Source organism: Salipiger thiooxidans (assembly GCF_900102075.1).
Classification (GTDB): domain Bacteria; phylum Pseudomonadota; class Alphaproteobacteria; order Rhodobacterales; family Rhodobacteraceae; genus Salipiger; species Salipiger thiooxidans.
On sequence record NZ_FNAV01000005.1, the window covers coordinates 278,345 to 292,292 of the forward strand.

Consider the following 13,948-nt stretch of genomic DNA (forward strand, 5'->3'; position numbering starts at 1 on the left):
TTGGCCCGGCTACCGCATTGGTATAGGGCCCGGACATGCGCTTTCAAACCCCCCTGATCCCGGCCGTGCTGCTTCGCCGCTACAAGCGTTTCCTCGCCGATGCGCGGCTTGGCTGCGGCCAGGAGATCACCGCCCACGTGGCCAACCCCGGCAGCATGCTGGGGCTGAAAGACGAGGGGCTGAAGATCTGGCTCGAGCCCAACGACGACCCGAAGCGCAAGCTGAAATACGCGTGGCGGCTGGTCGAGCACGAGAGCGGCGCCTTCACCGGCGTCGACACCGGCGTGCCCAACCGCATGCTGCGCGCCGCGCTCGGCGCGGGCGAGGTGCCGGGGCTCGAGGGCTACGACCACGTCCGGCCTGAGGTGAAATACGGCGAGAACAGCCGCATCGACTTCCTGCTCACCGGCGCCGACCGGCCCGACGCCTATGTCGAGGTGAAATCGGTGACGCTCTCGCGCCACGACGGCATCGCCGAGTTTCCCGACAGCGTCACCGCCCGCGGCGCCAAGCACCTGGCCGAGCTGGCGGCGATGGTGCGCGCCGGTCACCGCGCGGTGATGCTCTACCTCGTGCAGCGCACCGATTGCCACGAGGTGACGCTGGCGGCCGATCTCGACCCGGGCTACGCTGCGGCCTTCGCCGCCGCTACCGCCGAGGGGGTCGAGGTGATGGCCTTCGATTGCCTGATCAGCCCCGAGGCCATCACGCTCGGCCAGCCGCTCCCATTCCGCGCGCCCTGAGCCGCCTGCGCGCGGCCCGTCCCTTCATCTTGCCGGATAAACTTCGGGGGAGTCTCCGCAGGAGACGGGGGCAGCGCCCCCATCTCGTCGCAGGTCAGCCCGCGATCACTCCGCCGCCAGCTTGCCGGCGCTGCTGTCGTCGTCGGATTCGATGTGCAGCGTGCGGGTGGGGAAGGGGATCGGCACACCGCTCGAGTCGAGCGCTTCCTTGACCTTCCGCTTCATGTCGGCCTGGTACTGGAAGTAATCCGCGCTCTCGACCCAGACCCGCACGAGGAAATCGACCGAGCTGTCGTTGAGGTTGTTGACCTGAATGAAGGGCGCGGGCTCGGATTTCGACCGAGGATCGGCCATGATCGTGCTCAGGATCACCTCTTCGGCGGTCTTCAGGTTGGCGCCGTAGCCCACGCCGAAGGTCCATTCCGCCCGGCGCGTCTTGTAGACCGAGTAGTTCTCGATAACGTTGCCCCAGACCTCGGAGTTCGGGATGATGACCTGGGTGTTGCCGATGCTGGCAAGCTCGATGGTGTTGAGCGTGATGTCCTTCACGGTGCCGGACTGGCCCGCGACGGTGACGAAATCGCCGAGCTTGATCGGCCGGAACACGATGATCATCACGCCGGCCGCGACGTTCGACAGCGTGCCCTGCAGGGCGAGGCCGACGGCAAGGCCGGCGGCACCGAGGGCCGCGATGATCGAGGTCGTCTGGACACCGAGATTGTTCAGCAGGATCAGGGCGGTGAAGATCAGCACGATGTAGCGGGCGATCTGGCCGAGGAAGGCGAAAAGCGTGTCGTCGAGCCGCGATGACCGCGCCGAGATGCCGGTGATCCGCCGCTTCAGCCAGCTCGCGATCAGGAGGCCCACGACGAGGATCAGCACGCCGGTGACCACGTTTCCGAGCACGGAGGCCAGGAAGTCGAGTGTCAGCACGTCAGACAGCGCCGTGCCGTTGTAGATTTTGGTGTTCAGGATGTCGTCGATCGGTTCCATCGGTCCTCGTCTTCGCAGAAGCAGCCTCCGCCGGTGCGGCGCTGCGTGTTCCATGTGCCCCGGGGGACGTCCCGGGTTATGTGTGGCGGGTATCGCCTCTGGCAATGGCCGGCGATAGGGATTAAGTAACGGCGAGTATCGCACGACGGAGCGCGCAGCCTTGAGACACGACACCGGCGGCCGCCTCACCCGGGACGGCATCCGCATCCACGATTCAGAAGATTTTGCCGGCATGCATAAGGCCGGCGCCGTTGCCGCGAGGATTCTCGACGATGTGGCGCCGCATGTCTTTGCAGGGCAGACGACCGGCAAGCTCGAAGAGATCATCCGCGGCCTCGTCGAGGAGTCCGGGTCGGTGTCGGCCACCATCGGCTACAAGGGCTACCAGCACGCCAGCTGCATCTCGGTGAACCACGTGGTCTGCCACGGCATCCCGGGCAGCAAGATCCCGAAGTGGAAGAACGACAGCCACGCCCGCAACGACGACAGCCTGCTCGACGGCGACATCCTGAACATCGACGTGACGGTGATCGTGGACGGCTGGTACGGCGACACCAGCCGCATGTACGTGGCGGGCGAGCCCAAGCCCTACGCGCAGCGGCTGATGCAGGTCACCCACGACTCGCTGATGATCGGCATCGAGACGGTGAAGCCCGGAAACACCTTCGGCGACATCGGCCATGCCATCCAGAGCTACGTCGAGGGCCAGCGCATGTCGGTGGTCCGCGATTTCTGCGGCCACGGCCTCGGCCGGGTGTTCCACGCCGCGCCCAACGTGCTGCACTACGGCCGTCCCGGCAGCGGACCGGTGCTCGAGGAAGGCATGTTCTTCACCATCGAGCCGATGGTGAACCTCGGCCGCCCCGAGACCCGGGTGCTCAAGGACGAGTGGACCGCGATCACCCGCGACAAGTCGCTCTCGGCACAGTTCGAACACTCGGTCGGCGTCACCGCCGACGGGGTCGAGATCTTCACCCTCTCGCCCGGCGACAAGTTCCACCCCACCTGGAGCTGATGTCTTCCTCGTGAGGAGACAGGGGCCGGTTCGACCGGTCCTTGCCGCGCTTCTGTCGTGCGACGCGTCCGCGCGTGGCGACGTCGGTGTGGACGTTCAGGTGTTGACCGTGTGACGCGGAGGAGGGGGCGCTGCCCCCTCGGCGCCATGCGCCTCACCCCCGGAGTTTAGCTGGCAAGATGAAGGGGCGGGTTGCGCCTTCGGGATGTGGGCTCGCCTTCGGTGTATGGGTGCGCTTTCGCGATGGCATGAGGACGTTCGTTGGGGCGTGCGCTTTGGGCATGTTGTGGTGGCCTGGGGAGGTGCCGTCGCATCCGGGTGGGTCAGTCCCATTTCCAGAGGGCCGGCACGAAGCGGTAGGCGTCGCCGTCCTTCATCACGTGGCCCACGCCCGGGAATGGGAAGTGGTAGCCGAGCACGGCCATGCGGTCGGTCACGGCCATGTCGAGCAGGCGGCGGCGGGTGGTGACGGTCTGGTCGCCGTCCATGTCGAAGCCGTTGTACCAGTCGGGCCGGGCGAAGCTCATGTAGGCGTGGCTCATGGCGTCGCCGGTCACCAGCAGTTGCTCGCCGCCCGACACGATCACGAGGCTCTGGTGGCCGGGCGTGTGGCCCGGCGTGTCGATGACGCGGATGCCGGGCGCGATCTCGGTGCCGTCGTCGGTGAGCTGCCACTCGGCGCCCTCGGCGGTGATCGAGTTCTGAGCGCCCACCACGAACTGCTGCATCTCCGGCGCCACCGAGGTTGCAAGCCCGTCCTGCATCCAGAAATCATGCTCGGACCGGCCGAGGAAGAAGGCGGCCTGCGGCAGGATCGCCTCGTCGAAATCGTCGCGGATGCCCCAGAGGTGGTCGGGGTGGGCGTGGGTGATGACCACGTGGGTGATCGCCCCGGGATCGATCCCGGCGGCGCCGAGATTGGCCATTAGCCGTCCGGCGGTGTCGAGGAAGCGGTTGCCGGAGCCTACGTCGACCAGCACCGTGGCGTCGCCCAGTTCCACCAGCAGGTGGTTGGTATGGGAGTAGTTTGTCTCGGGCGAGAGGAAATGGCGCTCGAGGAAGCTGCGGACCTCGGCGGGGTCGGCGTTCACCCCCAGTCCGTTCGCGGGCAGTTGCAGCGAGCCGTCCGAGATCACCGTGAGCCTCGCCTCGCCGAGGGTGAAGGCGAAATGCGAGGGGTTGCCTTTGGCGGGGGCGCCGAGCTCGGCGCGCGCCATGGCGGGCAGGGTCAGTGCCGGCGCCGCGGCGGCCATGGCGAGGATGTCCCGGCGGGTGGGGGTGAGGATGGTCATGCGAAGCCTCCCTGATCGTCGCATCCATGAACAGATATGAATACGATAGCAGGGTCACGGCGAATGTCGCGTCAAATCTCTCGCGTGCGGGCGCGGGCGGTCAGGTCGCGCGCAGGAGCGTCACATGGGTGTCGCCGTAGCGGCGGTCCTCGAGCGGGGTGAAGCCCTCGGGCGCGAGCTGCGGGCCGTTTTCCTCCCAGACCACAAGCGCGCCGGGCGCCAGCCAGCCGCCGTCGCGGGCGGCGGCAAGGGCCTTGTCGCCGAGCGACTTTCCATAGGGCGGGTCGAGGAAGACGAGGTCGCAGGGCGTCTCGGCGGGCGGCAGGCGGGTGGCGTCGCGGGCGATCACCCGGGTGCGGTCGGCGCAGCCCAGCAGGCGGATGTTGTCGCGCAGCAGCGACAGCGACTTGCGGCCGTCGTCGACGAAGCAGCAGGCCGCGGCGCCGCGCGACAGCGCCTCGAGCCCCAGCGCGCCGGTGCCGGCGAAGAGGTCGAGCACGCGCGCGCCCTCGAACGGGTCGCCGAAGCGCCCGCCCGCCAGCACGTTGAAGAGACTTTCGCGCACGCGGTCGGTGGTCGGGCGCAGGTGCGCGCGCGGGTCGCCCTTGCCCACTGCGGTCAGGGCGCGGCCGCGCCAGTCTCCGGCGATGATCCTCACTTGAGCAGGGTCTTCAGCTCGGTCGAGGGGTCGGCCACGGTCTCGGGGTCGGCGGATTTCCCGGCCTCGATCAGGCGCTTGCCGACCATGTAGGCGCGGGGATCGTTCATCGCGTCGAGCGCCAGCAGGGTGCCGCCGGCGTAATACCAGTGCGAGACCGCCTCGCCGCTCCGGCGCACCACCACGCGGTCGTAGCCGGTGTTGAGCCCGGCGATCTGCAGCTTGATGTCGTACTGGTCGGACCAGAACCACGGCCTGGCCTCGTAGGCGCGGCCGGCGCCCATGATGTTGTCTGCCACCGCCTCGGCCTGGTCGATGGCGTTGCCGACGCTTTCCAGCCGCAGCTGCGCGCCGCGATGGGGGAAGGAGGCGCAGTCGCCCGCCGCCCAGACGCAGGGCGCCGAGGTGCGACCGGTGCTGTCGGTGCGGATGCCGTTCTCGATCTCGATGCCGGCGGACTCGGCGAGCTCGATCTCGGGGACGATGCCCACACCGGCGATGACAAAATCCACCGCGAGGGTGCTGCCGTCTGTGAGCTCGGCGCCGGTCACCTTGCCGTCGCGACCGGTGAGCCCGCCGAGGCCCACGCCTTCGCGAATGTCGACGCCGTGGCGGGCGTGGAGGGCGCGGAAGTAGTCGGCAGTCTCGGGCGCGGCGACGCGCTGCAGGATGCGCTCGGCCATCTCGACCAGCGTCACCCTGAGGCCGAGCTTCGAGGCCACCGCCGCGGCCTCGAGCCCGATGTAGCCGCCGCCGACGATGAGCACGCTGGCGCCCTCGGTGAAGCGCGGCTTCATCGCGTCGACGTCGGCGATGCCGCGCACTGCGTAGACGCCGTCGAGATCGCCGCCGATGGCCGCGGGCAGGCGGCGCGGGGTGGAGCCGGTGCAGAACACCAGGTCGTCCCATGCGATCTTGCGCCCGTCGGCGATCAGCGTCTTGCCGACCGTGTCCACGGCGGTCACCGGCGCGTTCAGCACCAGCTCGATGTTCTGCTCGTCGTAGTAGGCGCGGGGGCGCAGGAACAGGCGCTCTTCCTCCATCTCGCCCAGCAGGTAGGCCTTGGAGAGTGGCGGGCGCTGGTAGGGCGGAACCGGCTCGGCGCCGATCAGCGTGATGCCCCCCTCGAAGCCCTTGGCGCGCAGCCGCGCCACCAGCGAGGCACCGGCCTGTCCGCCCCCGATCACCACCACGTCGCCCATGTCCCGCCTCTCTGTTTTTCCGTTGGCTCAAGTTGCGCGCAGCCTATATCCCTGAGCTTGCGAAACGCAATCAAGGGAGACGCGCGACATGGCCATTTCCAAGGGAGACACCCTTCCGGGCGCCACGCTGGTGCAGATGGGTGAGAACGGACCCGAGCAGGTGAAGCTCGAAGACAAGCTTTCCGGCCGCAAGGTGGTGATCTTCGCCGTTCCCGGCGCCTTCACGCCCACCTGCCACTCGGCCCACGTTCCGAGCTTCATCCGTACCAAGGACCAGTTCGCCGGCAAGGGTGTGGACGAGATCATCTGCGTCTCGGTCAACGACCCCTTCGTGATGAAGGTATGGGGCGAGGCGACCGGTGCGACCGAGGCCGGGATCACCATGCTGGGCGATCCCGAGAGCGCCTTCACCAAGGCCATCGGCATGGATTTCACCGCCCCGCCCGCCGGGCTCATGGCGCGCTCGAAGCGCTACGCGATGCTGGTCGAGGACGGCACCGTCACGCTCTTCCACGCCGAGGCGAGCCCCGGCGAGTGCGAGATCTCCGCGGGCGAGAGCCTGCTCGAGGCGATGTGATCGCCCGGAGCTTTCGTTAGGCCACTTGGCGCGCCGGGTCAGCCGGCGCGCTTCAGATCCTCGATCATGGCGTCGAGATCGCCCCGCCGCCGGTCGAGCATGGCACCGATCTCGGTCCGCTCGGTGAGCAGCATGTTCACGCCTTCCACGTACATGTTGTAGAAGCGCCCGGACTTCTCGCCGACGAAGAAGGTGACGTCGAAGGGCGACTGTCCGCGCAGCAGCGCCGTGGTCGCGACCTGGTACGCGTTCTTCACCTTCTGCGTGCCCTGCACCTCGATGCGGCCGCCGATGAACTTGCGGAACTGCTTGCCGTACTTGCGCGAGATGTAGCCAGAGAACGCCGACGAGAACGCCTTCTTCTGCGCTGCCGTGGCAGTGCGGGCGTCGGAGCCGAGCGCATAGGCCGCGATGTAGGGCATGTCGCCGTAGGTCTGGAAGATGCGCTCGAAGTCGCGGATCATCGCGGCCTCGGACTTGCCCGAGGCGATGACCTGGTTGATGTCGGCCACGAGCTTGTCGACGAGGCCCTCGGCCTGTGCCGCCGTGACTGCCAGCGCCGCGCCGGGCAGGCCCGCTGCGAGCCCGACCGCCATTGCGCCCACCAGCGCGCCGCGGCGTGTTAGAACGTGCTGCACCATCAGAAACCCTCCGTGTCCAGTGCCTCGGGGTCGATATAGTCCTCGCCGCCGGATGTTTCATCACCCAGTTCGAAACGGCGGTTTTGCAGGTAGATCGTGCGCAGCTGGGCGTAGCTGTCGGCGCTGCCGTAGAGCAGGGCGTCGACCGAATCGCCGTACTCGGCCCGGGTCAGCGCCTTGTCGGCCACGCGCACCCCGAGGGCGGCGGTGATCTCGGGCCAGCTCAGCACGTAGTAGAGCGGGTTCGTGAAGACATCGACCGCCATGCCGACCGCGTCGCGCTCGGTTGCGGGGCCGAGCACCGGCAGCTCCATGTAGGCGCCCTCGGGCAGGCCCCAGACGTAGAGCGTCTCGCCGAAGTCGCTCTTGTCCTCGGGCATGCCGAGGTGCGAGGCGACGTCGAAAAGACCGACCACGCCCACCGTCGCGTTCACCCCGAAGCGCAGCGTGTTCCGGGCGGCGCGGCCGAGGCGCGCCTGAAGTAACTGATTCACAACGGTGCGGGGCAGGCGGATGGTGTCGGACATGTTGTCGATCCCGGCGCTGACGGGCGCGGGCACCTTGGACAGGACCCCGGGACCGTCGCCGCCCGACAGCGCGCTGTCGAGGCGCTTGTTGAAGGCGTGGGCCTGCCGGTTGGCGCCCTCGTTGGGGTCGTAGATGCCGTCCGGCGCCTCGCCCGGGCCCGGCACGGCACAGGCCGAAAGCCCCAGTGCGAGGACGAGAACCGCGCAGCTCCGGAGCAGTGGGGTCGGGTATTCCCCCCTTGTAAACGGCATTGGAAAATCCTGATCTTGAGATAGAAGGGTTCATACTCGCAGACGGGGCCGTGACCAAGCAACCACGGGGCATTGCATGCGTCTGTGACACATTGGCGACAGAACAATTGTTAAGCGATTTCCTGCGACCATCGCAGAGGGCAGAGAGAGGGATGGGCACGCGCATGGCGAAGAGCTCGAAAGAGACCGGACGCGACGAACTGGTGGCCGCGCGTCGCCAGAGCCGGCGCTACTACTGGTTCGTGGCGGTCTTCAGCTTCTTCGTGAACCTGCTGATGCTGACGGGTCCGCTCTACATGCTGCAGATCTACGACCGCGTCCTTGGCTCGCGTTCCGAGGCGACGCTGCTGGCGCTGTCGGTGCTGGTGGTCTTCCTCTACGGCATGATGGGCCTGCTCGACTACGCCCGCGGCCGGGTCATGGCACGGGTCGCCGCGCGCTTCCAGTCGCGCATGGACCTGCGGGTCTTCGACGCGGTGATGCGCCGTTCGGCGGTGCAGCCCGACGAGCTTGCCGCGACCGGGCTCAAGGATCTCGAGTCGGTGCAGCGGCTGATGTCATCGCCGGTGCTGACGGCGATGTTCGACATTCCCTGGACGCCGCTCTTCATCGCCGGGATCTTCGTCTTCCACCCGTGGCTGGGCTATCTCGCGCTGGCGGGCGGTGCGGTGCTGATCTGCGTCACCGTGCTGAACCAGATGCTGAGCCGCAACCCGACCCTGAACTCGAACCGCGCGACGCTGCGGGCCGAGCACACCTCGGAGCAGATCCGTAACGAGGCCGAGATGGTGCAGTCGCTGGGCATGCGCGAGGCGGCCTTTGCCCGCTGGAACCGCGCCCGGTCGGAGTCGCTCAAAGGCCAGATCGGCACCTCGGACATCGTCGGCACCTTCACCGTCACCACCAAGACTTTCCGCCTGTTCCTGCAGTCTGCGATGCTGGGCCTCGGCGCCTATCTCGTGCTGCAGGGCGAGCTGACCGCCGGTGCGATGATCGCGGGCTCGATCCTCATGGGGCGCGCGCTGGCGCCGGTCGAGCTGGCGATCGGCCAGTGGCCGATGGTGACCCGCGCCCGCAAGGGCTGGGATAGCCTCGTGCAGTTGCTCTCCGAAGTGCCGCCGGAGGAACAGCGCCTGTCGCTGCCGGTGCCCGAGGCCCGGCTCGAGGCCAACCAGGTCACGGTGGTGCCGCCGGGCGAGCACCAGGCGGCGCTGCGCATGGTCAGCTTCTCGCTCGCGCCCGGTCAGGCGCTGGGCGTGATCGGTTCTTCCGGTGCCGGCAAGTCGACGCTGGCCCGCGCCATCACCGGCGTCTGGCGCCCCGCGGGCGGCAAGATCCGCCTCGCCGGTGCCTCGCTCGAGCAATACGGGCAGGATCTCGGCAAGCACATCGGCTACCTGCCGCAGCGGGTCACGCTGTTCGATGGCACCATCGCCGAGAACATCGCCCGCCTGGCGCAGGCGCCCGACCCCGAGAAGATCGTCGAGGCCGCGCGCAAGGCCGACGCCCATGACATGATCCTCAAGCTGCCCAACGGCTACGACACGCGGGTCACCGCCACCGGCGGGCGGCTCTCGGGCGGGCAGATGCAGCGCATCGGCCTTGCACGGGCCATGTATGGCGACCCGGTGATCCTCGTGCTCGACGAGCCCAACTCGAACCTCGACAACGAGGGCTCGGAAGCGGTGAACGAGGCCATCCGGCGGATGAAGGAGCAGGGCAAGTCGGTCATCATCATGGCCCACCGCCCCGCCGCCATCCGCGAGTGCGACATGCTGCTGATGCTCGAGAACGGCGCCCGCGCGGCCTTCGGGCCCAAGGACGACGTGCTGCGCAACATGGTCAAGAACCACGAACAGATCGCCCGCAACGCCGGGCCGGGAGGTGTGCGATGAGCGAACCCCGCAAGGATTTCCCGCTGCGCGGCCCGATGATGCTGGGGCTGTTCGCGCTGCTTCTTCTGGTCGTGGGCTTCGGCACATGGGCCGCCACCACCGAGATCAGCGGTGCCATCGTCGCCGGCGGCCAGATCCAGGTCGACCAGAACCGGCAGGTGGTGCAGCACCCGGACGGCGGCGTGGTCTCGGAGATCCTCGTTGAAGAGGGCGACGTGGTCGAAACCGGCGACGTGCTGATCCGGCTCGACCCGACGCTGAAACGCTCCGAGCTCAAGATCGTCGATGACCAGTACGCCGACCTCCTTGCCCGCCGGGCCCGGCTCGAGGCCGAGCGCGACGGCAAGGACGAGATCGTCTTCGCCGACGAGCTGCTCGAGATGGCCGAAAAGAACGACCAGGTCGAAGAGATGATGTCGGGCCAGCGCAACCTGTTCTTCGCCCGCCGCGACTCCGTTGCCCGCGAGATCGAGCAGCTCAACAAGCGCAGCGACCAGATCGCCAACCAGATCGAGGGCATCGAGGCGCAGGTCTCGGCGCTGAGCGACCAGTTCGACCTGATCCAGCGCGAGCTGGCCGACCAGCAGTCGCTGCTCGATCGCGGGCTGGCGCAGGCCAGCCGGGTGCTGGCCCTCCAGCGCGAGGCGGCACGTCTGGCCGGTGAACGCGGCGAACTCGTCGCCTCGAAGGCGCAGGCCGAGGGCCAGATCACCGAGATCGAGATCGAGGTGCTGAAGCTCGACACGACCCGACGCGAAGAGGCGATCACCACCCTGCGCGACATGCAGTTCCGCTCGCGCGAGCTGGCCGAACAGCGGCTGGCGCTTGGCGAGCAGCTCAAGCGGATGGAGATCACCGCGCCGGTGGGCGGCATCGTCTACGGGCTCACGGTCTTCGCCCCGCGCGCGGTGATCCGTTCGGCCGAGCCGGTGCTCTACCTCGTGCCGCAGGACCGCCCGCTGGTGATCTCGGTGCAGATCGAGCCGATCCACATCGATCAGGTCCACCTCGACCAGGACGTGACGCTGCGCTTTGCCTCGCTCGACCAGCGCATGACGCCCGAACTCTTCGGGCGCGTGACGCGGGTCTCGGCCGATGCCTTCGTCGACGAGAACACCTCGGTCAGCTATTACCGCGCCGAGGTGGTGATGGACGACAGCGAGATCGCCAAGCTGCCCGAGGGCACTCAGCTGATCCCCGGCATGCCGGTCGAGGCCTTCCTGCGCACCGGCGAGCGCACCGCGCTGGCCTACCTGCTGAAGCCCTTCACCGACTATTTCGCCCGCGCCTTTCGCGAAACCTGACGGCCGCGGTCCCGGGCTATTTCCATTTTCCTCCGGCGGGGCTAGCGTCGCGCCGAACTCAGCCGGAGGATTCCATGACCGATATCGACGCCCGCCTTTCAGAGCTTGGCCTGACGCTGCCCGACGCGCCTGCGCCCGCCGCCAACTACGTGCCCTACGTGATCAGCGGCAACCTCGTCTTCGTCTCCGGCCAGATCAGCCAGAATGCCGACGGCTTCATCACCGGCAAGCTCGGCGCCGAGCTCGATGTCGAGGCCGGTGCCAAGGCCGCCGCCACCTGCGCGCTCGGCCTGCTGGCCCAGGCCAAGGCGGCCTGCGGCGGTGACTTCTCGAAGCTGAAGCGCGTGGTGAAGCTGACCGCCTTCGTCAACTCGACCCCCGATTTCACCGACCAGCCCAAGGTCGTGAACGGCGCCTCCGACCTGCTGGTCGCGGTGCTGGGCGATGCCGGCCGGCATGCGCGCTCGGCGGTTTCGGCAGGCGCGCTGCCACTGGGCGTCGCGGTCGAGATCGAAGCGATCTTCGAACTGGCCTGAGGCCGACCCATGCCTGCGCTGCCCCCGGCCTTCCTCGACCGACCCATTGCCCACCGCGCCCTGCACGACAAGTCGCAGGGCCGGCCCGAGAACTCGGTCGAGGCGATCCGCGCCGCGGTCGAGGCGGGCTACGGCATCGAGATCGACCTGCAGCTCTCCTCGGACGGGGAGGCGATGGTCTTTCACGACTATGATCTCGCGCGGCTCACCGCCGTCGAGGGGTCGGTGCGCGCCCGCAGCGCCGCCGAGCTGGGGGCCATCCCGCTGCGCTACGGCGCGGCGGGGATCCCGACGCTGGCCGAGGTGCTGACGCTGGTCGCGGGCCGGGTGCCGCTGCTGATCGAGGTCAAGGACCAGGACGGTGGCATGGGCCCGGACGTGGGGTCGCTGGAACGCCGCGCCGCCGAGCTGTTGGCAGGCTACGACGGGCCGGTGGCGCTGATGTCCTTCAACCCGCATTCGGTCGCCGCCCTGGCGCGCCTGGCGCCCGACCTGCCGCGCGGGCTCACCACCTGCGGTTACACCGCCGACGACTACCCGACGCTGCCGCCCGCCACCCGCGAGCGCCTGCGCGGGATCCCCGATTTCGACCGCACCGGCGCGAGCTTCATCAGCCACCACTGGCGCGATCTCGGCAGCCCGCGCGTCTCCGAGCTGCAGGCCGCCGGCGTCCCGGTGCTCTGCTGGACGATCCGGTCGCCCGCCGAGGAGGCAGAGGCGCGCAAGGTGGCCGGCAACATCACGTTCGAGGGATACACGGCTTGAACACGCTCCCGCGCAGGCCAGATAAAGGCAGGCAGGGAAGGCACTCATGACCGATCAGACCCCCGGCGCCTCCATCGCCGTCAACGTCCTATCATCGCTCGACCAGATCGCACAGGCCGACTGGGATGCCTGCGCATGCCCCGAAACCGCGGACGGCGGGCGCCCGGACGATCCCTTCACCACCTGGCGCTTCCTGCATGCGCTCGAGGCCAGCGGCTCGGTCGGGCGCGGCACCGGCTGGGAGCCGCGCTACCTGACCGCCGAGCTCGACGACGAGATCATCGCGGTGGCGCCGCTCTACGCCAAGGGCCACAGCCAGGGTGAGTACATCTTCGACCACTCCTGGGCTCATGCCTACGAGCAGGCGGGTGGCTCTTACTATCCCAAGCTGCAGATCGCCGTGCCCTTCACCCCGGCCACCGGGCGCCGCTTCCTCACCAAGCCCGGGCACGAGGCGACCGGCATCTCGGCGCTGGTGCAGGGGGCGGTGCAGCTCTGTGCCCAGAACCAGCTCAGCTCGCTGCACGTCACCTTCTGCACCGAGGCCGAGGCCATCGCGGGCGAGCGCATGGGGCTCATGCGGCGGACCACCCAGCAATTCCACTGGGAAAACGACGGCTACGCCGATTTCGACGCCTTCCTCGCCAGCCTCAGCTCGCGCAAGCGCAAGAACATCCGCAAGGAAAGGCGCACGGCGCAGGATTTCGGCGGGCGGCTGCGGATGCTGACCGGCGACGAGATCGAGCCCGAGCACTGGGACAGTTTCTGGCGCTTCTACCAGGACACCGGGTCGCGCAAGTGGGGCTCGCCCTATCTCACCCGCGCCTTCTTCGAGATCGCCCACGAGACCCTGCGCGACGACATCGCGCTGGTGATCGCCGAGCGCGACGGCATGGACGTGGCGGGGGCGCTCAACTTCATCGGGCGGGACGTGCTCTTCGGGCGCTACTGGGGCTGTCTCGAGGATCACCCCTGCCTGCATTTCGAGGCCTGCTACTATCAGGCCATCGACTTCGCCATCGCGCACGGCCTCTCGCGGGTCGAGGCCGGGGCGCAGGGCGAGCACAAGCTTGCCCGCGGATACCTGCCGGTCGAGACCCATTCCCTGCACTGGATCGGTGACAGGGGGTTTGCGGATGCGGTTGCGCGCTATCTCGTCGAGGAGCGGCGCGCGGTGGACGAGGAGATCGAGATCCTCACCGCCTACGGGCCGTTCCGAAAGGAAAGAAGGGAAGAGCAGGAATGACCGAGAAACTCTCCGAAACCGCACGCGACACCATACTCGCGCCGTTGATGGACAACGGCTGGGAGATGGTCGACGGCCGCGATGCGATCCGCAAGACCTACGAGTTCGCCGATTTCGTCGAGGCCTTTTCGTGGATGACCCGCGCGGCGATGTGGGCCGAGAAGTGGAACCACCACCCGGAGTGGTCCAACGTCTACAAGACCGTCGAGGTGGTGCTGTCGACCCATGACGTGGGCGGGCTGTCCTCGCTCGACGCCAAGCTCGCGCGCAAGCTCGACGCGCTCTGAGATGACGCGGCCCGC

Annotated in this window: 15 protein-coding genes; 9 read left to right on the forward strand and 6 right to left on the reverse strand. The window is 68.2% G+C overall.

Annotated features, from left to right (window positions below; genetic code table 11):
* The first annotated feature begins 35 nt into the window (after positions 1 to 35).
* Positions 36 to 743, forward strand: a complete 708-nt coding sequence (gene sfsA / locus BLQ77_RS09610; protein ID WP_089958318.1) for a DNA/RNA nuclease SfsA — start codon at positions 36 to 38, stop codon at positions 741 to 743.
* Positions 744 to 848: 105 nt separating this feature from the next.
* Here the strand turns inward: sfsA and BLQ77_RS09615 are convergent, their stop codons facing one another.
* Positions 849 to 1,736: a mechanosensitive ion channel family protein gene (locus BLQ77_RS09615; protein ID WP_089958320.1), complete on the reverse strand. Its 888-nt coding sequence runs from the start codon at positions 1,734 to 1,736 to the stop codon at positions 849 to 851.
* A 160-nt stretch (positions 1,737 to 1,896) separates the two neighbouring features.
* Here BLQ77_RS09615 and map point away from each other — a divergent pair, with 160 nt between their 5' ends.
* Entirely contained in the window at positions 1,897 to 2,751 is an 855-nt protein-coding gene (gene map, locus BLQ77_RS09620; protein ID WP_008886629.1) for a type I methionyl aminopeptidase, read from the forward strand.
* Between the two features lie 323 nt (positions 2,752 to 3,074).
* Here map and BLQ77_RS09625 read toward each other — a convergent pair whose 3' ends face one another.
* The 3 genes from BLQ77_RS09625 to BLQ77_RS09635 all read right to left on the reverse strand — a co-directional run bounded on the left by BLQ77_RS09625 (position 3,075) and on the right by BLQ77_RS09635 (position 5,903).
* The gene (locus tag BLQ77_RS09625) at positions 3,075 to 4,043 is read right to left on the reverse strand and encodes an MBL fold metallo-hydrolase (RefSeq protein WP_089958323.1); all 969 of its coding nucleotides are present in this window, start codon (positions 4,041 to 4,043) and stop codon (positions 3,075 to 3,077) included.
* Between the two features lie 100 nt (positions 4,044 to 4,143).
* The gene (gene rsmD / locus BLQ77_RS09630; protein WP_089958326.1) at positions 4,144 to 4,701 is read right to left on the reverse strand and encodes a 16S rRNA (guanine(966)-N(2))-methyltransferase RsmD; all 558 of its coding nucleotides are present in this window, start codon (positions 4,699 to 4,701) and stop codon (positions 4,144 to 4,146) included.
* Complete coding sequence (locus BLQ77_RS09635; RefSeq protein ID WP_089958328.1) at positions 4,698 to 5,903, reverse strand: NAD(P)/FAD-dependent oxidoreductase; 1,206 nt, start codon at positions 5,901 to 5,903, stop codon at positions 4,698 to 4,700. Before BLQ77_RS09635 ends, rsmD begins: the two co-directional genes overlap by 4 nt.
* Positions 5,904 to 5,991: 88 nt before the next feature.
* Between BLQ77_RS09635 and BLQ77_RS09640 the strand changes: the two genes are divergently transcribed.
* Entirely contained in the window at positions 5,992 to 6,480 is a 489-nt protein-coding gene (locus tag BLQ77_RS09640; RefSeq protein ID WP_089958331.1) for a peroxiredoxin, read from the forward strand.
* Between the two features lie 38 nt (positions 6,481 to 6,518).
* On the opposite strand, the gene BLQ77_RS09645 is transcribed toward BLQ77_RS09640, so the two are convergent.
* Together BLQ77_RS09645 and BLQ77_RS09650 are read right to left on the reverse strand one after the other, a co-directional pair.
* A complete protein-coding gene (locus tag BLQ77_RS09645) occupies positions 6,519 to 7,121 on the reverse strand; it encodes an MlaC/ttg2D family ABC transporter substrate-binding protein (protein WP_008886898.1) in 603 nt (200 codons plus the stop codon).
* Entirely contained in the window at positions 7,121 to 7,900 is a 780-nt protein-coding gene (locus tag BLQ77_RS09650; protein WP_089958334.1) for an MlaA family lipoprotein, read from the reverse strand. Before BLQ77_RS09650 ends, BLQ77_RS09645 begins: the two co-directional genes overlap by 1 nt.
* Before the next feature lie 164 nt (positions 7,901 to 8,064).
* Between BLQ77_RS09650 and BLQ77_RS09655 the strand changes: the two genes are divergently transcribed.
* The 6 genes from BLQ77_RS09655 (at position 8,065) to BLQ77_RS09680 (ending at position 13,933) form a co-directional block, all read left to right on the forward strand.
* Entirely contained in the window at positions 8,065 to 9,795 is a 1,731-nt protein-coding gene (locus BLQ77_RS09655) for a type I secretion system permease/ATPase (protein ID WP_040384706.1), read from the forward strand.
* A complete protein-coding gene (locus tag BLQ77_RS09660) occupies positions 9,792 to 11,099 on the forward strand; it encodes an HlyD family type I secretion periplasmic adaptor subunit (protein ID WP_008887213.1) in 1,308 nt (435 codons plus the stop codon). Before BLQ77_RS09655 ends, BLQ77_RS09660 begins: the two co-directional genes overlap by 4 nt.
* A 74-nt stretch (positions 11,100 to 11,173) precedes the next feature.
* Entirely contained in the window at positions 11,174 to 11,635 is a 462-nt protein-coding gene (locus BLQ77_RS09665; protein ID WP_089958336.1) for a RidA family protein, read from the forward strand.
* Positions 11,636 to 11,644: 9 nt separating this feature from the next.
* A complete protein-coding gene (locus BLQ77_RS09670; RefSeq protein ID WP_089958339.1) occupies positions 11,645 to 12,400 on the forward strand; it encodes a glycerophosphodiester phosphodiesterase family protein in 756 nt (251 codons plus the stop codon).
* 46 nt (positions 12,401 to 12,446) lie between these two features.
* Positions 12,447 to 13,646 carry a GNAT family N-acetyltransferase gene (locus BLQ77_RS09675; RefSeq protein ID WP_089958341.1) on the forward strand — a complete coding sequence of 400 codons (1,200 nt, stop codon included), beginning with the start codon at positions 12,447 to 12,449 and terminating at the stop codon, positions 13,644 to 13,646.
* On the forward strand, positions 13,643 to 13,933 hold the full coding sequence (locus BLQ77_RS09680; RefSeq protein WP_008886774.1) for a 4a-hydroxytetrahydrobiopterin dehydratase: 291 nt from the start codon (positions 13,643 to 13,645) through the stop codon (positions 13,931 to 13,933). Before BLQ77_RS09675 ends, BLQ77_RS09680 begins: the two co-directional genes overlap by 4 nt.
* Positions 13,934 to 13,948 lie beyond the last annotated feature (15 nt).